Genomic DNA, 23,084 nt, shown 5'->3' on the forward strand with positions numbered 1-23,084 from the left:
CAAGAAGAAAGCAACGTGAAACAGATGTCGATCGCCGGCCATGCGCCGATGCAACTCGATGAAGCTGCCCTCGACGCAGCCAAGCACAGCCTCGACAACGCAGCACTCACGCCGAGCTACGGCCCATGGCGCGCAGACATCGTGAAGCTGCTGAACGATTCGCTTGCGACCGAGCTGGTGTGCGTGCTGCGCTACAAGCGCCATCACTTCACCGCGGTGGGTCTGTCGTCGCCGAAGATCGCCGACGAATTTCTGGTGCATGCCAACGAAGAAGCGGCACACGCCGATCGGCTGGCCAAGCGCATCGTGCAGCTGGGCGGCAAGCCCGACTTCACACCCGACACGCTGACCCAGCGCAGCCATGCCGACTACGACGAGTCGGAAGACCTGACGGCCATGATCAAGGCCAACCTGATCGCCGAGCGTGTGGCCATCGAGGCCTACAGCCAGATCATCGCGATGATCGGCGACAAGGACAGCACGACCCGCCGCTTGCTCGAAGACATCCTCAGCCAGGAGCAGGAGCACGCCGAAGAACTTTCGGACTGGCTGGGCTGAAGCGACAACGATTCTTGAGCCCATCGGGTGGTGGGCAGCACGGAACCACCCGCACGTACAACAACTTCGCAACCCGATAGGAGCACACCATGATCATCCGCAACACACTCATCGCCGCCGTGACGGCCGCCGCCCTGCTCGCCACCACCGGCTGCGCCGTGACGCGCAAGCAGGAAACCGTGGGCGCCTATGTCGATGACGCCGCGATCACCACCGCCGTGAAGGCGCGCTACGTCGACAACAAGCAAGTCGATGCCAGCAGCATCCGCGTCGAAACGCTGAACGGCACCGTGATGCTGTCGGGCTTTGCCAAGAACGGCACCGAAAAGACCACGGCCGAAGAACTGGCCTGGAAGGTCAACGGCGTGAAGGCGGTGAAGAACGAGATCGCTGTCCGCCAGTAACTGGCGATTCGGCGAAGCTAAAGGGAAAGGAGCGGCGACCATGCACTGGGATCGCATTCAAAGTCGGTGGAGGCAGATTGCCTCCCACGTCAGGGATAAGTGGGATCTTCTGACGACCGATGACTGCCACAGCGTGAACGGCCACCGCGAACGGCTCGCCAGCAAAATCCAGGAACGCTACGGCGTGACCCGGGAAGAAGCTGAACGACAGGTCGTCGAATGGCAACGCTCGGCAAGCGAGTCCTGGTTCAAGAAAGACAAGCACCACGCTTGAGCCGCGCCTTACCATCCAGACCCCGGGTTCGCATGCGAACGCCGGGGTTTTTTACGACCGCTTCATGACCGCACCAGACGACGACAACAGCAGCAGCACCGAAGAACCCGGCATCCCGCCGGTACTGGAGGACCCTTTACCGCCCAGGGAGCGTGCCAGCGCAGCCACCAACCTCATGGCCACGATGGCGATCATCGCCATGCTGTGGTGGGGGCAGCGTTTCCTGATTCCGCTGACCGCGGGCTTGATGCTGGTGATGCTGGTAACGCCCTTGTCGGTGTGGCTCGAACACAAGCTGCACAGCCGAGCGGCCGCCACGGTACTGACCCTCACGCTGGTGATGGGCACGCTGGTGGCCGGCGCCGCGGCCTTTGGCGGTCAGCTGATCCGCGTGGCCGAGCGAACGCCCGAGATGATCAGCATGGCGGCACAGCAGCTGGCCGACCGCGACCCCGCCACCGATTCGGTGCTGATGCGTGCACGCGATGCGTTGCAGGAACTCGACCGAGCCGCCGACCGCGTGATGGCTGCCAAGCCGCCCACGACACGGCGCCGGGCAGCGCCGGTCGCTGCGGCCGCATCGAGCGCGGCCCCCAACAACAACATCACCGCCGGTGCAACAGTAGCGCTGCGCGAAACGGCGGTCACAGGCTCGAGCGCGCTCATCGCCTTTGCGAGCAACCTCAGCATCATCTTCTTCATCGCATTCTTCGTGCTGCTCGGGGGCCGTCAGCTGAGCGAGCGCTTCCTGGGCTTGTGGGGCCATCACCCCGAAGTTCACGCACGCGCGCAAAGCGCATTGCTCGAAAGCGCTCGGCAGATCCGCATCTACGCCGGCGTGCTGTTGATCACCAACACGCTGATCGGCGCCTCGGTGTGTGTGGTGTTCTCGCTCGCCGGACTGCCCGACGCAGTGGGCTGGGGCGTGACCGCCGCCGTGTTGCACGTGGTGCCCTACCTCGGCATGGCATTGCTCACCGGGCTCGGTGCAGGCGAAACCTTCCTGGCCCACGGCACACTCGGCGCAGCACTGGCCATGGCCGCGTTCCTCGTCACCATGTCCACCGTCATCGGCACCATGGTGGCCGCCTGGCTGCAAGGCCGCGCCGCCAAGATGAACGCCGCGGCTGTCTTCATCGGCCTCGTCTTCTGGGGCGCACTGTGGGGCGTCTGGGGCCTCTTCCTCGGGCCTGCGCTGGTGGTGCTGCTCAAGGTGGTCGCCGAACACACCCGATCCGGCGTTCGCCTCGCAAAACTAATGCAAGGCTAAATAAGCAGAAGAGTTCGGCGCAAGCCCGTACGAGCAAGGCGAAGTACACATCAAGCAACGCCCGCGGAACCGGCTCTGCCGGGCCGCAAGGCGGGCCTTGCAGGCCGCGCTGGGCCGTGGGCCCAGCCCTTCGCCAGGCACATCTTGTCCGCCGGACAAGATGTGTCCGGGCTCAGCCCCCGGGGGCAGGAGCGTCAGCGACTGGGATGCTCAATCATCCAAACCAAGCTCTTGGATTTTCCGCGTGATGGTGTTGCGCCCGATGCCCAGCTTCTGCGCGGCCTCGATGCGACGCCCGCGGGTGATCTCGAGCGCGGTGTGGATCAGCTGCGCTTCGAACTTGCGGGTGAGCGTGTCCCACACCTCCGGAATGCCGGCCTGCAGCATGCTGCGCGACTCGCGCTCGAGGTCGAGCAGCCAGTTGGGATTGGCGGCAACCGCTTCGACGGCGGGCTGCGCCATCACAGGCGCCGCCGGTGCTGCTGCCCACGCCACCGGAGCCGCTGCTGCAGCCACGGGGACAGGCTCCGCAGCGTCCATCGCCACTGCGACCGGCGCAGCCACGCTGCGTGAGGGCGGCGCATCACCGAGCAATTCGGGTGGCAGGTCTTTGGGTTCGATCACCTGCGCCGGCGCCATCACGGTCAACCAGTGGCAGATGTTTTCGAGCTGGCGCACATTGCCTGGGAAGTCGAACTGCATCAGCCGCGCCAAGGCGGCCTCGGTGATGCGCTTGGCTTCGACGCCGAGTTCCTTGGCGCTCTTCTGCAGGAAGAAGCGGGCCAACGACGGCACGTCTTCACGCCGCTCACGCAGCGCCGGCAAGCGAAGCCGAATCACGTTGAGGCGGTGGAACAAGTCTTCGCGGAAAGCGCCGAGCTTGACGCGCTCTTCGAGATTCTGGTGGGTGGCAGCGATGACCCGCACGTTGCTGCGCAGCGGGTTGTGGCCGCCGACGCGGTAGAACTGGCCGTCGCTCAGCACACGCAGCAGGCGCGTCTGCAGATCGAAAGGCATGTCGCCGATTTCGTCGAGGAACAGGGTGCCGCCATCGGCCTGCTCGAAGCGCCCGCGGCGCGTGGTCTGTGCGCCCGTGAAAGCACCACGCTCATGGCCGAAGAGTTCGGACTCGAGCAGGTCTTTCGGAATGGCCGCCGTGTTGATCGCGACGAACGGACCCGCCGCACGCGGGCTGTGCTTGTGCAGCGCGTGCGCCACGAGCTCTTTGCCCGACCCTGACTCGCCGGTGATCAGCACGGTGACGATGCTCTGGCTCAGGCGGCCGATGGCGCGAAACACGTCCTGCATGGCCGGCGCTTGGCCGAGCATTTCGGGCATCTGCGCGATGCGCTCGTCACGCACTTCTTCGCGCATGCTCTCGTCCACCGCGCGACGAATGAGTTCAACGGCCTTGGGCACGTCGAAGGGCTTGGGCAGGTATTCGAAGGCACCGCCTTGGAAGGCGCTGACGGCGCTGTCGAGGTCGGAATAGGCCGTCATGATGATGACGGGGAGCCCGGGCTGGCGCTCCTTGACCTTGGTCAGCAGCTCGATGCCGGAGCCGCCCGGCATGCGGATGTCGGACACGAGCACCTGAGGCACATCGTCTTCGAGTGCAGCGAGTACGTCGCGTGCGTTGGTAAAGCTGCGGACCGCGAGGTCCTCACGCGCCAGGGCCTTCTCCAACACGAATCGGATGGATTGGTCGTCGTCAACGATCCAGATGGGTTTCATGCCCTGCCTGTGGTTGGGCCGCTGGACCCTTGCTTTTGGCTCAGGGCAGCGGTATCACGATCTTGAAAATGGTCTGGCCCGGTTCACTCACGCATTCGATCACGCCCTGGTGTTGCTGCACGAACGTCTGCGCCAATGTGAGCCCCAAGCCCGACCCGCCATYGCGCCCGGATACCAACGGGTAAAAGATGCGATCTCGAATCGACTCCGGGATACCCGGGCCGTTGTCTTCAATATGCAATTCCAGTGCCAGTCGATAGCGCTGCTTGCCCAGGGTCACCTGCCGTGCAATGCGGGTGCGCAAGGTGATGCTGGCGTCGCCTTTCTGGATGCGCTCGGCCAGCGCCTGCGCCGCGTTGTGCGCGATGTTGAGCACGGCCTGGATCAGCTGCTCCCGGTCACCGCGAAAGTCAGGGATCGAGATGTCGTAGTCGCGCTGCACAGTCAGACCGCGCGGGAACTCCGCCAGGATCAACGAGCGGACGCGCTCGCACACCTCGTGGATGTTCACGTCGCTCACCACATGGGGCTTGCGGTGCGGTGCCAGCAGCCGGTCCACCAGAGCCTGCAGGCGATCGGCCTCCTGGATGATGACCTGGGTGTATTCAGTGAGCGCGCGTGACTCGACTTCCATCTCGAGCAGCTGCGCCGCACCGCGAATGCCGCCCAGCGGGTTCTTGATTTCGTGGGCGAGATTGCGAATCAGCTCCTTGTTGGCCTGGGCCTGGCCGAGCGCGCGTTCTTCGCGGTCCTGGCGGGTTTGCTGTTCGATCTCGACCAGCTCGACCACAACCTGGTCGCCGCGATCCATCTGGTTGACGATCACATGCACCGGCAGCGGCTCGCTGTGGACCGAGGCCGGCCGGCGCAAGAGAGCTTCGAAGCGGCTGGTGGCGAAATCGTTGCGTGCCACGGCCGCCACGGTGTCGCGGACGACCGTCACGTCGACAAACCAATCGAACAGCGAGCCGCGCAGCACGCTGCGCCTCGACAGCCCGAGCACATGCTCGAACGCCGCATTGGCAAACAGGCAATGGCCTTCGCGATGCACCACGGCCACCATGGTTGCGAGGTGGTCGAAGGCCTGGAACGTCAGCAGTTGCCCAGCGGGATGCGCTGGCCGGGGGCCGGCTGCCGTCACTGCAGTTTGCCGAGTTCGCGCTTCAGAGCGGCAACGTCGCTTTCCTTGCGGGCGATGCTGGCCTTCATCTCCGCGACCCGGTCCAGGTACTTCTGGTAGTTCTTCTCGTCGCCGTTGCGATCGGGCTGGCCGGCGTTGTATTCCTTTTGCAGGGCGGCCAACGCGTCCTCTTCCTTCTTCAACTCGCTCTCGAGAATGCGGCGAGCGTCGGTATCGCGTGCCTTCTGCTCGCTGGCTTCGACCCGGGAGCCTTCACTGCCACGCGAGCTGGGCACTGGCGTCCCGCCGCGCGGCTTGACGGACTGGATCACCGTGATCGGTGCGCCTTCGAGCGTGCGGCAGCCTTTGTCCTTGGCTTCTTTGGCCGACAGCGTGTCTGTGTAGAGCACCGGGTTGCCCGGGCAGCGGTACACGGGCTTGTCCGCGCCCTGTGCCCAGGCCGGAAGGGCAACGAGCGCCGCCAACAGCAGCAGGCATTTCTTGATTCGCACTGAAGTCATGTTTCACCTCTGCCTCTGTAACGCGGGCACCAGCGCGCCGGGTGACAGGGGCTTTGCCCGGGATTGTGTCCGATTGCCCGAACACCCCCAAGAAGCAGCCTGTACAAGGCCTGCAAACGAAAAAGGGACGGCATCGCCGTCCCTTTGACACTCCAAAACCCTGTCGGGTTCAGAGCGTGTAGTACATGTCGAACTCGACCGGGTGAGTGGCCATGCGGAAGCGGGTGACCTCCTGCATCTTGAGGTCGATGTAGGCGTCGATGTACGCGTCAGTGAACACGCCGCCCTTGGTCAGGAAGGCGCGGTCCTTGTCGAGGCATTCGAGCGCCTGGTCCAGGCTGTGGCAGACGGTCGGGATCTTCGCGTCTTCTTCCGGCGGCAGGTGGTACAGGTCCTTCGTGGCGGCTTCGCCCGGATGGATCTTGTTTTCCACGCCGTCGAGGCCTGCCATCAGCAGGGCCGAGAAGCCGAGGTACGGGTTCATCAGAGGATCGGGGAAACGCGTCTCGACGCGGCGGCCCTTGGGGTTCGCAACGTGCGGGATGCGGATCGAAGCCGAGCGGTTCTTCGACGAATACGCCAGCTTCACTGGTGCTTCAAAGCCCGGCACCAGACGCTTGTACGAGTTCGTACCGGGGTTGGTGATGGCGTTCAGCGCCTTGGCGTGCTTGATCACACCGCCGATGTAGAACAGGGCGAATTCCGACAGGCCTGCATAGCCGTCACCGGCGAACAGGTTCTTGCCGTCTTTCCAGACCGACTGGTGCACGTGCATGCCGGAGCCGTTGTCGCCAACGATCGGCTTGGGCATGAAGGTCGCGGTCTTGCCGTAGGCGTGGGCGACGTTCTGGATCACGTACTTCTGCAGCTGAACCCAGTCGGCGCGCTGCAGCAGCGTGCTGAACTTGGTGCCGATTTCCATCTGGCCGGCGTTGGCTACTTCGTGGTGATGCACTTCGCAGGGAATGCCCAGCGATTCGAGCACCAGGCACATCTCGGAGCGCATGTCTTGCATGCTGTCGACCGGAGGCGTCGGGAAGTAGCCGCCCTTCACGCTTGGGCGGTAGCCGGAGTTGCCGTGCTCGTATTCCTTGCCGGTGTTCCAGGCAGCTTCTTCGGATTCGATCTTCGAGAAGCAACCCGACATGTCGTTGCCCCAACGAACGCTGTCGAACACGAAGAATTCGGGTTCCGGACCGAAGAAGGCGGTGTCGCCCAGGCCCGTGGACTTCATGTAGGCCTCGGCGCGCTTGGCCAGCGAACGCGGATCGCGCTCGTAGGGCTTGCCGTCAGCCGGCTCGACCACGTCGCAGGTCAGGATGAGCGTGGGCTCTTCGAAGAACGGGTCGATGTTGGCGGTATTCGGGTCGGGCATGAGCTGCATGTCCGATGCTTCGATGCCCTTCCAGCCGGCGATCGAGGAGCCGTCGAATGCGTGACCGCCCGTGAACTTGTCTTCATCAAAGTGGGAGACAGGCACGGATACGTGCTGCTCTTTGCCGCGGGTGTCGGTAAAACGGAAGTCGACGAACTTGACTTCGTTTTCCTTCACCATCTTCATCACGTCGGCAACGGTCTTGGCCATCAGGGGACTCCTAGCGAGATGCTTTTTGGGGTGGGATTGGGGTGTAGAGCCGGCCGTTTCGAGCCTCGTCCGGCCTCGAAAATGCGCACAGGAATGTAGCAGAAAGCATGCCCGCAACAGGCTGGGGGAAGCGGCGTCACAGCTGAGCGGGGCTCTTGGTGCGCGACATGGGTGAAGTGCGCCTGAATCGCCCGCCCACGGTGCCGAAGAGGCACCAATTCGGGTCGCACCCTCTGACGTTCAACGCACCATCTCGGGGCCCAATTGGGCGCCCAATGCTCGCAAGCCAGCCAACATCTGCTGGTACGCGGTGGCGATCTGTTCCTGGTCCTGGCCTTTGACGCCCAGCTCGATGTGCCGGCCCCATGTCGGATGGTCAACGCTCGGCAGACTGAAAACCTTGATGCCCGCGAACGCCGTCTCGATGCTTTCCATTAAGGGCGTGAGCGTGGCCTCCATGGCGCCGAAGACGATCACCGACTGCTCACGCTGGCCCTGCGAACGGTGCAGGTGGGCGTACTGTTCATCGAGCACCCATTCGATCATCGGCCAGGCCATCACAGGGAAGCCGGGCACGAAGTACACACCGCCACCGGATTCGAAGCGCATCGAGAAGCCGGCGATCTTGTTGTAGGGGTTGGGAATGATCTCGGCGCCCTGCGGGAACACGCCCATGTTGAGCCGATGCTGGTTGTCGCTCCGCTCGGGCTCGTAAGGCTTGCCTTGTTCGGCGGCCGTGTCGCGCATGCGCTCGTAGATCAGGTCTCGCGCCTGCGGGTGCAGCGCCATCGGCACGCCGAGCGCGCGCGCAGCGCACTGGCGGGTGTGGTCATCTGGCGTGGCGCCGATGCCGCCGCAGGAGAAGACTACATCGCCGTTCTCTCGGGCAGCGGCGAACGCGTCTTTCAAGTCGGCGGTGATGCGGTCGGGGTCGTCGCCGACGTAGCGGGCCCAGCTCAGCGGCAGACCCCGCGCACCGAGAAGGCTGATCACCTTCGGCAGGTGCTTGTCTTCGCGTTTTCCGGAAAGGATCTCGTCGCCAATGATGATCAGGCCGAAGTTCATCCAATCTCCTTACAGGGGCGGCAGGGGCAACACGGGCTCAGCCTCGTTCGCCGCCACAGGCGGCGTCAACACGGCGGCAGCTGCTTGCTCAGCACGCATCAGCGCGAGCGCGGCCAATGCATAGTGCGCAAACCACAGTGCCGAAAACGCGAAGACCAGGGTGTAGATCCAGATGGCGATGGGCACCAGCACCGGCGCAAGCGCAATGAACATCGCACCCGACACCCACAGCAGAGAGGGCGCAGCGCCAAGGTAGCCGGTCAGCACGCCGATGACCAGCAGGCTTGCGCGGTGACGACGGATCAGTTCGCGTCGTTCTTCCTTGCTCGCATGGTCGGCCAGCATGTCGTAGCTCATCACGCGGTAGGTCAGCCAGCCCCAGATCAGCGGCGGCACCACCAGCACCACCGGCGGGATCAACCAGAACGGCACCGAGACCACCAGGGCCAGGAGCGCGATCACCGTGGCGGTGAAGCTGACGAACAGGCTGCCGGCGACAGACCCGCCATGCCGCTCCTCCAGCATGGGAAAGCGTCGCCTTGCGACAAGCTTCAGCATCGCAGGAGCCATTAGCAAGGCCACCGACAGCAGCGACAGGACCACCAGCACCGGCGTCGCCAGGAAGACCACGACCATGGGCGCCAACACCGCCTTGAGCCCACCCATGCCGATGTTGTTCAGCCACGTGAACAGGGCACTGAGCAGGTCCCACGACTCGAATGAGTCGCGCACCGCGTCCATCGCGGGTTCCCAGAAGAAGTAGCTGAGCCCGAAGGCCAGCCCCACCATCAGGATCAAGGGCAACAGCGAGAGAAAAATGACGCGAGGATGGGCACAGTAGGCCGCTGCGCGCCACGCCGAATCGAACATGGGCTTCATCATGGCGGCGAGGATACGTGACGCACTTCGCCCTGCCGCTCAACTTCGCCCGAAGACGCGCCGCAACCCCAGCCACTGCTGAGCCCAGAAGCCACGGCCATAGTCTCGCCCGCCTTCCTCAGGCAACTGGTCGCGAATTCCGGTGGGATCGTAGCGCTGCTCGAAGTTGGCGGTGCGGAACAACACGTCCCAGAGCGGGAACAGCACCGCGAAGTTGTGGCCGCCGAGCGTGCCGCGGCCTAGCGATTCGTGCCCGAGGCCGATGCTGTGATGCAGTCGGTGGTATCGCGGGCTGACGAGCACGCGTTCGAGCACCGGGCCGAACCACATCCGCACGTTGGCATGTGACAGGCTTTCGAGCAGCTGCGTGCAGGCCACCACGGCGATGAACTGCCCCGGAGCGATACCGATGAAGCGAGCGGCGAGCACCATGACGCTGTCTCGGATCAGGTCGTCGAGCAGGTGGTTGCGGTTGTCGCTCCACATCGTCATCTGCCGCTGGCTGTGGTGCAGCGAATGCAAGCCCCACCACCAGCGCAGGCCATGCTGGCCGCGGTGCAGCCAGTAGTCGATGAAGTCGAAGACCAGCAGGTAGGCGAGAAAGCTGAACCAGGCGGTGTCGGTGACGCTCGGCCACCAGGGGGCAAGCCATTCATCGAGCTGCCAGGTCGGCAGGCCATGCAAACGCATCGTGCCGAACAACTCGTCCCACACCGGGTCGATCGAGAAGAAGAGCACGAGCCGGAACAGGCCGAGGCGATGCAGCAAGGTGTAGAGCACATCGACGCGCACCGCGCCGCGGTCGGCGAGCGGCTCCACTGGCCGCCAACGCTCCAGCGTGCGAAAGACGAGGAGCAGCACCAGCAACTCCAGCACGCCGACGAGCAGCCACCCGGTGGCATCGAACGCGTCTTCGACGACGTTGCCAAGGCCCAGCTTGAAAGCCAGCGGCTGCACCACAGCTTCGAACAGCATCTGCTGCACCTGACCGAAGGTGTCGGTGAAGAAATTCAGTGCGCTGTCGAGCATGGCGGCCTCAGGGCTTGGCGCTATCGCGGTAAGCCGGGTGATCGCGCAGCGTGGCGAAGCAAAAGCCGCGCTCCTTGAGGCCGACGATCAGAGGCTCCAGCACAGCGGGTGCCCACGGGTCCTGGCGCGACCAGATGCCGAGGTGCGCCAAAAGAACGTCGCCACTTCGAATGTCGCGCAGGGCTCGCTGCAGCAGTTTTGCGTTCGGGTGGCTGCTGCTCGACAACTCGTCGCCCAGAAAGCCAGCCGCACTCCATGGCACATGCGTCCACCCACAGGCCTTGGCCGCAGCCAGCAGCTTGGGGGAGGTCTTGCCACCCGGCGCGCGGAACAGATGCGACATCGGCTGGCCTGTCATGGCCTGGAATCGATCGGCCGACCGCTGGAGTTCGGCGCAGTACTGCGCAGGGCTCCAGGTCTGCACCTGCCCGTTGGCGGGGCCTGCACTCGGCTTGATGCGAAAACCGCCCGCCACGTCCGCCGTCCAGTACACGTGGTCGTAGGTATGCGAGCCGAACGCATGGCCTTCGGCTGCCCTCGCCTTCCACCATGGAGCCCATTCGTCGTCGAGGCTGCTGCCGTTGCTCAGCGTCTTCTCGTTTGCCAGAAAGAAGGTGGCGAGGACGTGCTGGCGCTTGAGCACATCGGCCACCAGCGGGGCCACGCCCATGTGGCCGGTATCGAGCGTGAGGTAGACCGGCTTCTCGCAACCCGCCCGCGCCTGGCCGCAGATCAGTGACGCAGCCAGCAGTGCAAGGAGCGGCAGCTTACTGGCGGGCTGCATGGTCGAGCGTCCACACGCCATGCGGCGAGCGACCCACGGCCACCTGGCGCACGACCTGCTTCTTGTCGATGTCGATGAACGTGAGCTTGCGTGCCCAGCGAGACGTGAACATCAAGGTCTTGCCGTCGGCCAGCATGTCGATGCAATCGGGGCCACCCGGTGCCGCATAGGTGGCCACCACGGAGAGCGACTGTGTGTCGATCATGCTGATGGTGTTGGCCACACGGTTGCTGACGAACACGTGCCGCCCGTCGCCGCGGCCGCGAAACGCATGGGCACCGGCCCCGGTCTGGATGCGCTTGACGAGCTTGGGCGTTGCCTGGCTCACGTCATACACCTCCACGTACTCGTCGCCGGTGAGCCCGACCAGCAGCAGCCGATCGTCGGCGGTGAGGAACACGTCGGCCGGCAGCTTGCCGATGGAGATCTTCCAGCGCGGCTTCTGCGTGGCGAGGTCGATGGCCATCAGCTCGTCGCTGTCTTGCATGGAGGCGTAGACCGTGGTGCTCTTGCTGTCGATCGACAGGTGGCTGGGCGTGCGCGCCGCACGCACACGGCCAGCGAGCTTCATCGGCATGGCTGCGTCCTCGGGCTCCCAGCGGTAGATGTCGACATGGTCAAGCCGATTGGCCGCCGTGACGAACCACTTCATGTCGGGAGAGAAGCGCAGGTGGTACGGGTCGCTGATCTTGGTGATCGTGCGCTGCACCTCGGCCGTCTTGGGGTCGATGAGCGTGAGCGAGTCGCTCAGCGCATTGGCAACGATCAGCGACTTCTCGTCGGGCGAGAGGTACAAATGGTGCGGCTCCTTGCCCGTGGGGATGCGCCGCAGCTCGGTGAAGCTCACCGGGTCGATCACGCTGATCGACGCATCGAGCGAATTGAGCACGAAGATCGGGTTCGCAGGTTTGTCCGCGGCAAGCACCGACGAACACACAACGGCGGCCAGCAAGGCCAGACAAGCAGAGAACTTCAAGGCGAACACCGACAAATCAAACCGCTAGTGTAGGTGGCCGGCAGCAGCAGGCCACCCCGATAAAGGGCTATTCGACCCGCTATTCGTCGTCGCCCCCGAGGATGCCGCCGAGCAGCCCGCCCGCGCCGAAGCCGCCGAGCACCGAACCCTCTTCCCGGCTGCCGCCGCGCTGGGGGGCCGCAGCGAACACGCGCGATGCCAGGCGCGAGAACGGCAGGCTCTGCAGCCACACCGTGCCGGGGCCGGTGACCTTGGCGAAGAACAGCCCTTCTCCCCCGAACAGCGCCGTCTTGATCTTGCCGACGTACTGCACTTCGAAATTGACGCTGGGCGTGTAGGCCACGAGGCATCCCGTGTCGATGAACAGCACCTGACCGGGCTTGAGTTCACGCCGCAAGACGGTACCGCCCGCGTGCACAAAGGCCAGCCCGTCGCCTTCGAGCTTCTGCATCACGAAGCCTTCGCCGCCGAAGAAGCCGGTCGACATCTTCTGCTGGAAATGAATGCCCAGCGAGACACCCTTGGCTGCGCACAGGAAGGCGTCTTTCTGGCAGATCAGCATGCCGCCCAGCTGGCGCAAGTCCATCGGCAAGATCTTGCCAGGGTATGGTGCCGCAAACGCCACGCGCAGCTTGGTCGCGCTCTGATTGGTATAGACGGTGGTGAAGAGCGACTCGCCGGTGATCAGCCGCTTGCCCGCACCCAGCAGCTTGCCGAAGAGGCCGCCCTGGCTCTGCGACCCGTCACCGAAGACGGTGTCCATGCCAATGCCGGCGTCCATGAACATCATGCTGCCGGCCTCGCCCACCGCAGCCTCGCCCGGGTCGAGCTCGACCTCGACGAACTGCATCTCCGAGCCCTTGATCTCGAAGTCCACCACATCCATTGCCACGATGATTTCTCCTGTGTTGCGGAATCGCGCCCTGCGCGCTCGGGGCAATTCTGACACCGGCCCGCCCCGCAAGAATGCCAAGCGGGCGATAGACTCGGACGCATGCAACACCTGCTGAACCTGCTCGCTGCGATCTCCCTGCTCGTCTGGGGAACGCACATCGTGCGTGCCGGCATGCTCAGGGTCTTCGGCGAAAACCTGCGGCAGGTGCTGTCCCGCAGCTTCAGCAACCGGCTCAGCGCGGTGCTGGCGGGGTTGGGGGTGACGGGGCTCGTGCAATCGAGCACCGCCACCAGCCTGCTGGTCACCTCGTTCGTCGGCAAGGGCCTGGTTACGACCGGCCCGGCGCTCGCCGTGCTGCTGGGGGCAGACGTCGGCACCGCTCTGATGGCGGTGGTGTTCTCCTTCGACCTGTCGTGGTTGTCACCGCTGTTGATCTTCGTCGGCGTGGTGATGTTCCTGTCGCGCCAGAACAGCGTGTCGGGCCGTGTCGGCCGCGTGCTGATCGGCTTGGGCCTCATCACGCTGGCGCTGCAGCTCATCGTGAGCGCCACGCGGCCGCTGACCGAATCGCCGGCCGTGCGCAACCTGCTGGTGTCCTTGCCGAACGAGGTGATGCTGAACATCGTGGTCGGCGCCGTGCTCACGGTCCTGTCGTATTCCAGCCTGGCCATCGTGCTGCTGACAGCCACCCTCGTCGCTTCGGGTTTGGTCACGGTGCCGGTGGCGCTGGGCCTGGTGCTGGGCGCCAACATCGGCAGCGGCGTGCTGGCTCTCGTCGCCAACGGCAGCATGACGCCGCAGCAGCGTCGCGCACCGCTGGGCAACCTGTTGCTGAAGATCGCCGGCGCCTTGCTGGCCGTGCCGTGGATGGGGCAGATCCACATCGCGTTGCAGCAGCTCGCACCCACGGTGCACCAGCAGGTCGTTCTCTTCCACCTGCTGTTCAACGTGGCACGTGCCGTGTTGTTCATCGGCTTCATCGAGCTGGTCGGCCGCACCATGGACCGCTGGCTGGTGGCCTCGCGCGAGGGCCCAGGCACGCGCCCTCGTCACCTCGACCCATCAGCGCTCGGCACGCCGTCGCTCGCCATCAGCTGCGCCGCGCGCGAAGCGCTGCACCAGGCCGATGTGGTCGAGACCATGCTGCGCGGCGTGCTGCCGGTCATCCGCAACAACGACCTCGACCTCGCCCAGCAACTGCGCGAGCTCGACGACACCGTCGACGAGCTCTATTCCGCGATCAAGTTCTACCTGACGCAAATCTCGCACGAGGCCCTCTCGGAGCGCGAGAGCCGCCGCTGGACCGACATCGTGTCCTTCACCATCAACATGGAGCAGATCGGCGACATCATCGAACGCGTGCTGCAAGACGTCGAAGACAAGAAGGTGCGCAAGAACCGCAGCTTCTCCGACGCCGGCATGGCCGAGATCGTGCACCTGCACGAGCGCCTGCTCGCCAACCTGCGCCTGGGCATGAGCGTCTTCCTCGACGGCCATGTGCGCGACGCACAGAAGCTGCTCGAAGAGAAAGCGCGCTTTCGTGACCTGGAACACGAGTACGCGGCCTCACACATCGCGCGCCTGCAAGGCAACACCGCGCAGAGCATCGAGACCAGCTCGTTGCACATCGACCTGATCAGCGACCTCAAGCGGATCAACTCGCACATCTGCTCGATCGCGTACCCTATTCTCGAATCGGCTGGCGCGCTGTCGAAGACACGAATCCGCGAGTCGCGCCTGGCGGCGTTGCCGGACGAACGCTGAAGCGCACTACCTGCCAAGTTGCTGCCATCGCGCGGTAACAAAAACATGACAGATTCCGCCTGTCCGAAGACGTAAGCTCGCCGCCCCGTCCTGATGGACGGCAGGGGCCTTCGATGAACGAATCAGCCGCGAGCAGCCCAGACGTCGCTGCCGAAACCGACCACAGCGCCACGCCGGACACTGCGCCTGAAGGTGCGATCACACAGCTGCTCAAGCGCTGGGCGGCAGGCGACGCACACGCGCTCGGTGAACTGGCACCGCTGGTCTACGACGAGTTGAAGCGACTCGCCTCGCGCCACCTGCGACACGAACGCGACGGCCACACGCTCGCCCCATCCGGGCTCGTGCATGAAGCCTACATGCGCCTGTCAGCCGAGAGCGCCATGCAGTTCCAGTCGCGTGCGCAGTTCTTCGGCCTGGCCTCGCGTCTCATGCGCCACGTGCTGATCGACCATGCCCGCAGCCGCTCGGCGGCCAAGCGCGGCAGCGGGCATCTGCTCCATTTCGAGGACCTGAGCGACAGCGCCCTCGCCTCGCTGGACCCAGCCCCGCACGCCCACACGCTCGACGTGCTGGCACTCGACCAGGCCTTGCAGCGGCTGGAGCGGCTCGACCCGCAGCAGTGCCAAGTGGTCGAACTGCGCTTCTTCGGCGGCCTGAGCGTGGACGAGACCGCCGCCGCACTTGAAATCTCCGCCGCCAGCGTCAAGCGCGAATGGGTCAGTGCACGCGCCTGGTTGCTGCGCCAGCTGGCCGATCACCCCTCCAAACCCGCATGAGCACACAGAACCCGAACGACACGCTTGATCTGCCACGCTGGCAACGCCTGAAGCAACTCGTCGCCGACGCGATGGAGCTGCCAGAGACCGCACGCGCCGCCTTCGTAGACACCGCCTGTGCTGGCGACGCCGCGCTCAAGGCGGAACTCGAGTCGCTGCTCGCTGCAGCCGCTGCATCCGACACACCGCTCGACGCCTCGCCCGCTGGCGCGCTGATGCAGGCATTGGCCGGTCGTTCCACGCACGACCTGGCCGGCCACCGCCTCGGCGCATACCGGCTGCAGTCGCTCATCGCACACGGCGGCATGGGCGACGTCTACCGAGCAGAGCGTGCGGACGGCCAGTATGAACAGCAGGTCGCAGTGAAGGTGGTGCGCGAAGGTGGCGACGCGGCCTTCCTGCTCGACCGCTTTCATGCCGAGCGGCGCATCCTCGCCACGCTCGACCACCCCAACCTGGCCAAACTGCTCGATGCTGGCATCTCCAATGAGGGCACGCATTACGTCGTGATGGACCTCGTCGACGGCGGCCTGCCGATCGACGCGTACTGCGAGACCCACTCGCTCCCGCTCGAAGCCCGCCTGCGCTTGTTTCGCACGGTGTGCCTGGTCGTCGACTATGCGCACCGACAAGGCGTGGTGCACCGCGACCTGAAGCCGAGCAACATTCTGGTAGCGCGTGATGGCCAGCCGAAGCTGCTCGACTTCGGCATCGCCAAGCGGCTGGATGCCCCGGCCTCCGACCGAACCGCCACCGCACAACGTGCGTTGACCCCCGAATACGCGAGCCCCGAGCAAGTGCGCGGCGACCCCGTCACTGCCGCCAGCGACATCTATGCATTGGGCGTGGTGCTGTACCGCCTGCTCACGCAAACCAGCCCCTACGGCCGCGCCACCGAAGACAACTACGCACTCACGCGCGCCATCTGCGAGACCGAGCCGCCACGCCCGAGCCAGACGCTCGAGACTGCACCGCGCCTGCAGCGCAAGCGCCTCGAAGGCGACCTCGACGCCATCGTGCTGATGGCCTTGCGCAAGGACCCGCGGCACCGCTACGCATCGGCCGAAGCCATGGCCGACGATCTGTTCCGCCACCTGGAAGGCCTGCCCGTGCAGGCGCGCCGCGGTGCCTGGAGCTACCGCGCGGGCCGCTTCGTGCTGCGCCACCGCACGGCCTTCGGCGCCGTGCTGCTGGCCAACCTGGCGCTGCTCGGCGGCGTGGTGGTGGCGAGCTACCAGGCCTACGAAGCACACCAACAGCGCGAGCGCGCTGAGCGCCACTTCGCCAGCGTGCGCAAGCTGGCGAACGTGATGATGGTCGACATGCACACTGCGATCCGCACGCTGCCCGGCTCCACGCCCGCGCGCAAGCTGCTGGTCGAGAACGGCCTGGCCTACCTCGAAGGGCTGAGTGCCGAAGCGCGCAACGAGCGCAGCCTTCAGGTGGAACTCGCCACCGGCTACCGCAACATCGGCGACATCCAAGGGCGCCCGGGCCTCGCCAATCTCGGCGACCCGCAAGGCGCGCTGAAGAACTATCGACGTGCGGCCGAACTGCTCACACCGGTGCTGGCCGACACGCGCCAGCGTGATGCCACCTCCCGAGACGCTCAGCAAGAGCAGGCCATCGTCAGCCAGCGCGAAGGCGCGGTGCTCGGCTTCATCGGCAAGTTCAAGGAAGCGCAGGACGCGCTTCGCCCTGGCATAGCGGTGGCCGATGAGCTCGCCGCGGCCGACCCGAAGAACCGGGTGCGCCAGCTGCTGCGCGCCACGCTGTACGGGCAACTGAGCCAGGTGCAGATGTTCGCGGGCGAGATCGACGACTTTCTCAAGACGTCGGCCATCGCCGCGGCACAGTTGGAGCCCCTGGTCGCGCAAGACCCCGACGACCGCGACGCCGGGCTCAGCCTCGCGACCAACTACGCCACGCTGGGCGAACAGCTGATCCAGCGCGACACCACCGAAGAAAGCGCACGCCTCGCGCTCGCCGCTTTCCGCAAAAGCTTGGTGGTGCTGGAGCGGCTCTACGCGAAGAACCCGCAGAACACTTCGCTGGCGCGGCACATCGCCGTGGAACTGGAGAACGCCAGCTGGTGCTTGCGCCGCATCGGCCAGCCGAAACAAGCCGTGGCCGAGGTCCAACGCGCACTGCAGATGATGCAGGCACTGAGTCGGCAAGACCCGAGCAACACCCAGTTCCTCGCCGATCTCGCGAGCATGCAGACCACCTTGGGCGAAGCGCTGCTGGCGCACGGCGATGCGCGAGCGAGCGTTGCAGCTGCTACGGTCGGCGTGAGCAGCTTCGAGGCCCTGCCGCCCGGCGCGCGCGAAGACAACTACGTGCGATACCACCACGGCCTGGCGTACCACGTGCTCGGCCGGGCACTGCAAGCGCAGGGTGGCACTGAGCCAGCACGTGCTGCGTGCGAGCGGCATCGCCAGTCGCTCCCCATCATGGAAGAAATGGACAAGCAAGGCATCCCGCCCGGACACATCGGGCCGGCGGCTGTGCGCGAAGCCTTGCAGCGCTGCGCATGAAGTGAGGCGGCACGCCGATTGCCCTGCATGCGGCGGCGCGGAGGGCTTGTATCGATACGCAACAGTTGAGCTCCATCGCCCCGGCGATCCGCTTTAGCGGCATCTGACGAACAGGAGCCGCGATGAACAAGATTCTTCCGTTTACTGCCTCGCATCATTCACAGGCCGCGCAGGTTGCAGCAGCGGCACGCGATGGGCTCGACCTGCTCGACCCGTTGCCCCTGCTGCACGAAGAGCCCGATGTGCCCACACCCATCGACGCCGATGCGGCGGCGTGGAGCCCCGCCTTGCTCAAGCAGCTGCTCACGGCCGAAGCGCCAGCCCTGCGTCGGCAAACGGTGCGCGCGCTGACACGCTCGCTCGGCTTCGACTCACTGGTGTATGGACGCTTCGTCCGCCACGGTGAGCGATGGCTGCCGCAGGCCTTCTGCACTACCTATGCCGACCTGTGCTGGCTGCAACGCTACGTGTGCGCCAGCTACCACCGCGTGGACCCGCGGCTCACCTGCGCGCTGCAGTCCAGCCTGCCCTGCATCTGGTCGATCGACACCTTGCGGCAGGAACCGGATGCGGCAGATTTTTCTCTCACACAGGCATTTCTGGACGACCTGGCCAGCACCGGCGCACGCAGCGGCGCCTTGCTCGGCCTGCATGGTTCGCACACCGGCACCGAGCGCCACGTGGTGAGCCTGAGTTCACGCAACGAGGGAAGCGCGTGGCTGAACGACGCGCTGCTCGGCCAGGTGCTCACGCTGGGGTTCTGTCTGAATGAGCTGTACACGAACTACCTGCCAGTCCCTGCCGAATTGCAGCCCACCGAAGGCGTTCATGGGGGGCTGACGCCGTTGCAACGTGCCATCCTCGACTGCGTGGCACGTGGCCTCGGCGACAAGCAGATTGCCGCGTTGCTGAGCCTGTCGTCGCACAACGTGGACTACCACCTGCGCCAGCTGCGCAGGCGCTTCAGCGTGCGCAACCGCGTGCAGCTCACGCAGGCGGCGCTGCGCAGGGGATTGCGCTGAGCGGTCCATCCGCTACGAGGTTTCGTACTTGCGAAGGGCAGTGAGCGAGTCCTATCCTGCAGTGATCCATCCGAGGAGAGCCTTTCCATGACCACTCTCTCGCCCGTGACGCAAGCCGACCCGCGCGTCAACGACCTCGCCCGCCAGGTGATCGACACCTACAACCAGCAAGGCGGAGCCGCGGCGGCCCGCAAGCTGCGAGAAGTCACCGGCCAGCAGAACCTCACCGCCGAGCAGAAGAAGGCGGTGTACGAAGGCGCCGAGCCGGCCGTCGACGCGATGGCGATCGACCTGAGCAAGAACGCGCAAACCGACTTCAACAAAACACCGGGCACCGCCGGCGGCGAGATCGACTCCAGCGCCGAGTACGACCAGACCATGGAAGACCTGGGCGTGGTGTTCGAGAACACAGGCGACACCGCCGAGGCCCGCGAGTTCGGCAAGGATGTGCTGGACGGCATCGCTGCACCGCATCCCGGCAACCCCGACCCGCTGGCTGCGCTGGGCCATTTCGGCGAAGGTCTGCAGATCGGCTTGAAGAAGAACAACACCCAGTTCCTCGCCGGCTCGGTGGCCTTCAGCCTGATGGACGCCGGCAGCACCAGCACCGGCATCTACACGCTCGACTCCGGCCAGCGCCAGGCCACCGTCGACAAGCTGCTGAAGACCGTCGACGACACCCCGGTGGCCGACGGCACCTACATCGTCGAGAACGGCGACACGATGTGGGACGTCGCCTCGCGCAAGGACGTGCAGCGCTACGTGCTGACGCCCGAGGAAATGAAGCGCGCCGAGACCGAGCACTGGAGCAAGGACCGCACGACCCGCTTCACGCTCGACAAGCTGGAAGCCGACAACGGCTACCACCGAAAGCTCGACGATGGCCACGTCACCTCGGAGGCTGGCGATCCTGATCTGATCAACACCGGGGACACACTGAAGATCGTGAACCGCAGCGGCGAGACGCTCACGGTGCAGACCGAGGCGACAGGCGGGCAAAAGGCACCCAACCAGAGCTTCAACTTCCCCTTCAACACGCCCGCGACACAGGCACAGAACATTGCCACGCTGTACGCTCGCGACCCCGCAGCCGCGGTGGCGCAGTACAAGCGGGCCACGGCCAGCATGCCTGCGGACAAGAAGGCCAGCTTCGATGCCGAATTGCTGAAGAAGTCGGATGGGCGGCTCGGTGCAGACATGCTGAACACCATGGGCGTGGATGCCTCTGCGACCGGCCTGCTGACCCAGACCGGCTACAGCGCGGGCATCGGCAAAGACAACCAACGCACCAACGTGCAGGCGCTCTACCAGGTCTACGCCGCAGCGGGCGGCGACCCGGCGAAGTTCGTCTCCTACGTCAACCAAGTGGCGAGCAGCGGGCCCGGGGCGCTCGACAAGGCGTGCCGTGGCGCGCAAAACGTGATGAACCACGCGAAGAACGGCCAACCGCAGGTGGACAAGAAGAACGATGGCGTTGAAGGCCATAACTGGAGCGGCAAGTCGGCGCTGATCGACCCCGCGCCGACCACGCCGCCCGAGAGCATTTCCGGCCTGCGCGAGTGGATGGACTTCCACCACATTCCCGGCTTCCCGCCGAAGAAGGCCTGAGGGTTCAGCCGGTTCGCGTCAGGACGCCTGCATCGCTGCGTTGACGAGCTGCACGCGGTTGCGCGCACTGAAGCGGCGGCGCAACTGGCGCATGTGGTAATCGACTGCGTGCGACGACAGCTCCAGCCGGTAGGCGATTTCCTTGTCGCTCTGGCCTTGCTGCAGGCAGCCGAGGATGCGCCGTTGCATCGCCGACAGGTCGTGGTGCGGCGTAGCTTCCTGGCGCAGCGGTTGCACGTGGCGCGACAGGAATTCATGCCAGCACAACAGGAAGGTCAGCGCCTGGCCGAGCCGCTCGTCGTCGATCCAGCCGCGGCCTTCGCGCGAAGACATCAGGCTGACCACCGCCAGCTCGTCGGCCGCATGCGCGCCATTCACCGACAACCGCAACGACACGCCGCTGTGCACGCCACCATCGGCCAGCTCCTGTACGAGGCGCGGCGAACTGTCGCTCAGCGTGGCCAGGTCCCAGGTGAGTGGCAGACACGAGCGCAGCAACTGCTGCAAGCACGAGTCGACCTCTTGGGGATGGCTGCTTCGGTATTGCTGCACCCAGGCGGGCGGCGCGTAAGTCGTCATCACCGAATGCGGCCGCCACTCGCCGCGGTGCTGGCGCAAGTTGGCACAGCCCATCCACTCGAACCCCAGCGCGCGCAGTGCGTGCCACACCCGTTGCTCGCGCTCAAGCGGCGTCGAGGCCTCCAGCAGCGTCTTCATCAGCGCCGGCACGCCTTCGGCCACCGTGGTCTGGGTGCGCTGCAAGTCGGCTTCGCCATAGAACCAGGTCGACTCGGCCGCGGGCGGGTGCACGAGGCATGGGCCCGGCGCCGTCAGCGAACGCGCGGCTGGGAGAGTGATCGTCATCTGAGTGATCCTTTCCAGAGTTCGGGCCGGTGGAGCATTCGGACAATCCAGGCCGATGGCTTGAGGTTGGGGGAAGCCCCCCACCCGCACAAGCGACGATTGGGCAAACCAGCGTTGCCAAGCGGCGAAGGCTTGATGCGATGAGATCTCCGCTCAAGCCGCGCTTAAGCCGCGATCAAGCCTTCGATCGACCCTTCGATCGGTACCGCTGCGAGGCGCTCGGCCAGCGTGTCGCGCGGCCTCGGGTTGAGCCGGGGCATGCTCACGGGTGCGGTTTCCGCGTTGCCGGGCCAGGCGTTGACCGACGCCCCCGGCTTCAGGTGCGCAAGCAGCCGGCGCACCGCCTCGGGCGGCTCAGGCTGCTGGCGCCAACAGACATCAAGCGGGATCTCGGCCCAGGGCTCGCTCAGCGGCAGAAGCTTCAAGCCACAGCTCGCTGCGTGCACCTGCGCCGTGCCCAGCGGAACGATGGCCACGCCGAGGCCGCCGCCCGCCATGCGACACATGCTGTCAAAGCTGCTGACACGCGCGCGCACCCGCAGCGTGAGGCCACGTTCCTGCGCCACCTGCTGCTGCAGGCGGTCCCACCCGCCTTCGCGTTCCAGGCCGACCAGGTCAAACGCGGCGGCGTCGTCGAAACGCACCGAGCTGCGGCCGGCGAGCGCATGGTTCTCCGGCACCGCCAACACGTGGCGGATCACGCCATAGCGAAACGCCATCAGCGGCGCTGGGTAGGCCTGGATGGGTGTGACGATGCCCACGTCGGCCTGGCCCCGCACCAGCGCCTGCAGCGTGGCATCAGTGGCCTGCTCGGTCAGGCTCAGCGGCGTGTCAGGGTGGGCGTCGGCAAATGCCTTCAGCGCCGCCGGCAGATCGTGTGACAGCGACACAAGGTTCGAGAACACTCGCAGCGGCTGTRCCGCCACCTGGCCGTGCAGCGTGACCGCGGCGGTCAGCTGCTGCAGCCGCGCGAGGGTATCGACCGCCCCCTTGTACAAAGTGTTTCCGGCCTCCGTCGCGCTCACGCCACGCGCGCCGCGCTGCAGCAGCTGCACACCGAGCATGCGCTCCATGTCGGCAATGCGCTTGCTGGCCGCTGACACGGTCACGAAGTTCAGCACGGCGCCCTTGCCGATGCTGCGCCGCTCCACCACGTCGACGAACAGCTGCAGCGTGAACAGGTCGAAGCGCGACGCCCCCGGCCCCCCACGCGCCCCCACTTCAGCCGCCCCCTTCACGCCTGCCGGCGCTGTTTTTCCGAGCAAAGAATCACCGCTGCCTACCGTCATGGTCTGGTCTCCGGGAGCGCGCCGGATACGGCGCATGACCGGAGTTTCCGCAGCTGGCAGGCCGCGCGCAAACACAAATTTTTCGTTTCAGATCATCGAAATTGTCGATGAGCCAGATGGCTGGATT

21 protein-coding genes are annotated in these 23,084 nt (G+C 65.5%); 9 read left to right on the forward strand and 12 right to left on the reverse strand.

The window, feature by feature from the left end:
- Positions 1-24 precede the first annotated feature (24 nt).
- The 4 genes from AC1DYS_RS28610 (at position 25) to AC1DYS_RS28625 (ending at position 2,506) form a co-directional block, all read left to right on the forward strand.
- On the forward strand, positions 25-558 hold the full coding sequence (locus AC1DYS_RS28610; RefSeq protein WP_477905004.1) for a ferritin-like domain-containing protein: 534 nt from the start codon (positions 25-27) through the stop codon (positions 556-558).
- Between the two features lie 89 nt (positions 559-647).
- Positions 648-962: a BON domain-containing protein gene (locus AC1DYS_RS28615; protein WP_477904936.1), complete on the forward strand. Its 315-nt coding sequence runs from the start codon at positions 648-650 to the stop codon at positions 960-962.
- A gap of 40 nt (positions 963-1,002) precedes the next feature.
- The gene (locus AC1DYS_RS28620) at positions 1,003-1,236 is read left to right on the forward strand and encodes a CsbD family protein (RefSeq protein ID WP_477904937.1); all 234 of its coding nucleotides are present in this window, start codon (positions 1,003-1,005) and stop codon (positions 1,234-1,236) included.
- A gap of 64 nt (positions 1,237-1,300) precedes the next feature.
- The gene (locus AC1DYS_RS28625; protein WP_477904938.1) at positions 1,301-2,506 is read left to right on the forward strand and encodes an AI-2E family transporter; all 1,206 of its coding nucleotides are present in this window, start codon (positions 1,301-1,303) and stop codon (positions 2,504-2,506) included.
- Positions 2,507-2,716: 210 nt separating this feature from the next.
- Here the strand turns inward: AC1DYS_RS28625 and ntrC are convergent, their stop codons facing one another.
- From ntrC to AC1DYS_RS28675, 10 genes are all read right to left on the reverse strand, one after another.
- Positions 2,717-4,240, reverse strand: coding sequence for a nitrogen regulation protein NR(I) (ntrC, locus tag AC1DYS_RS28630; protein WP_477904939.1), 1,524 nt, complete (start codon positions 4,238-4,240; stop codon positions 2,717-2,719).
- Between the two features lie 40 nt (positions 4,241-4,280).
- Positions 4,281-5,303, reverse strand: a complete 1,023-nt coding sequence (gene glnL, locus AC1DYS_RS28635) for a nitrogen regulation protein NR(II) (protein ID WP_477905005.1) — start codon at positions 5,301-5,303, stop codon at positions 4,281-4,283.
- A 74-nt stretch (positions 5,304-5,377) separates the two neighbouring features.
- Complete coding sequence (locus AC1DYS_RS28640; protein ID WP_052197091.1) at positions 5,378-5,881, reverse strand: hypothetical protein; 504 nt, start codon at positions 5,879-5,881, stop codon at positions 5,378-5,380.
- 169 nt (positions 5,882-6,050) lie between these two features.
- Entirely contained in the window at positions 6,051-7,466 is a 1,416-nt protein-coding gene (glnA, locus tag AC1DYS_RS28645; RefSeq protein ID WP_047483832.1) for a type I glutamate--ammonia ligase, read from the reverse strand.
- Positions 7,467-7,706: 240 nt separating this feature from the next.
- Positions 7,707-8,531 carry a competence/damage-inducible protein A gene (locus AC1DYS_RS28650; protein WP_477904940.1) on the reverse strand — a complete coding sequence of 275 codons (825 nt, stop codon included), beginning with the start codon at positions 8,529-8,531 and terminating at the stop codon, positions 7,707-7,709.
- 9 nt (positions 8,532-8,540) lie between these two features.
- Complete coding sequence (locus tag AC1DYS_RS28655) at positions 8,541-9,401, reverse strand: EI24 domain-containing protein (protein ID WP_477904941.1); 861 nt, start codon at positions 9,399-9,401, stop codon at positions 8,541-8,543.
- 48 nt (positions 9,402-9,449) lie between these two features.
- Positions 9,450-10,439, reverse strand: a complete 990-nt coding sequence (locus AC1DYS_RS28660) for a sterol desaturase family protein (protein ID WP_477904942.1) — start codon at positions 10,437-10,439, stop codon at positions 9,450-9,452.
- Positions 10,440-10,446: 7 nt separating this feature from the next.
- Entirely contained in the window at positions 10,447-11,223 is a 777-nt protein-coding gene (locus AC1DYS_RS28665; RefSeq protein ID WP_477904943.1) for a polysaccharide deacetylase family protein, read from the reverse strand.
- Positions 11,207-12,181, reverse strand: a complete 975-nt coding sequence (locus tag AC1DYS_RS28670; protein ID WP_477905006.1) for a YncE family protein — start codon at positions 12,179-12,181, stop codon at positions 11,207-11,209. Before AC1DYS_RS28670 ends, AC1DYS_RS28665 begins: the two co-directional genes overlap by 17 nt.
- A gap of 97 nt (positions 12,182-12,278) precedes the next feature.
- Positions 12,279-13,091 (reverse strand): TIGR00266 family protein, encoded by an 813-nt coding sequence (locus AC1DYS_RS28675; RefSeq protein WP_477904944.1) that lies wholly within the window; start codon positions 13,089-13,091, stop codon positions 12,279-12,281.
- A 102-nt stretch (positions 13,092-13,193) separates the two neighbouring features.
- On the opposite strand from AC1DYS_RS28675, the gene AC1DYS_RS28680 reads away from it, so the two are divergent.
- The 5 genes from AC1DYS_RS28680 to AC1DYS_RS28700 all read left to right on the forward strand — a co-directional run bounded on the left by AC1DYS_RS28680 (position 13,194) and on the right by AC1DYS_RS28700 (position 20,804).
- The gene (locus AC1DYS_RS28680) at positions 13,194-14,858 is read left to right on the forward strand and encodes a Na/Pi cotransporter family protein (protein ID WP_477904945.1); all 1,665 of its coding nucleotides are present in this window, start codon (positions 13,194-13,196) and stop codon (positions 14,856-14,858) included.
- 113 nt (positions 14,859-14,971) lie between these two features.
- Positions 14,972-15,637, forward strand: coding sequence for an ECF-type sigma factor (locus tag AC1DYS_RS28685; protein WP_477904946.1), 666 nt, complete (start codon positions 14,972-14,974; stop codon positions 15,635-15,637).
- Entirely contained in the window at positions 15,634-18,174 is a 2,541-nt protein-coding gene (locus AC1DYS_RS28690) for a serine/threonine-protein kinase (RefSeq protein ID WP_477904947.1), read from the forward strand. Before AC1DYS_RS28685 ends, AC1DYS_RS28690 begins: the two co-directional genes overlap by 4 nt.
- Positions 18,175-18,296: 122 nt before the next feature.
- Positions 18,297-19,196, forward strand: coding sequence for a helix-turn-helix transcriptional regulator (locus tag AC1DYS_RS28695; protein ID WP_477904948.1), 900 nt, complete (start codon positions 18,297-18,299; stop codon positions 19,194-19,196).
- Positions 19,197-19,283: 87 nt separating this feature from the next.
- Positions 19,284-20,804 carry a hypothetical protein gene (locus AC1DYS_RS28700; protein ID WP_477904949.1) on the forward strand — a complete coding sequence of 507 codons (1,521 nt, stop codon included), beginning with the start codon at positions 19,284-19,286 and terminating at the stop codon, positions 20,802-20,804.
- An 18-nt stretch (positions 20,805-20,822) separates the two neighbouring features.
- Here the strand turns inward: AC1DYS_RS28700 and AC1DYS_RS28705 are convergent, their stop codons facing one another.
- Both AC1DYS_RS28705 and AC1DYS_RS28710 read right to left on the reverse strand, forming a co-directional pair.
- A complete protein-coding gene (locus tag AC1DYS_RS28705; RefSeq protein ID WP_477904950.1) occupies positions 20,823-21,668 on the reverse strand; it encodes a helix-turn-helix transcriptional regulator in 846 nt (281 codons plus the stop codon).
- Positions 21,669-21,832: 164 nt separating this feature from the next.
- Positions 21,833-22,957, reverse strand: coding sequence for a LysR family transcriptional regulator (locus tag AC1DYS_RS28710; protein WP_477904951.1), 1,125 nt, complete (start codon positions 22,955-22,957; stop codon positions 21,833-21,835).
- Positions 22,958-23,084 lie beyond the last annotated feature (127 nt).

This window comes from Rhizobacter sp. P2_G4 (assembly GCF_056403575.1).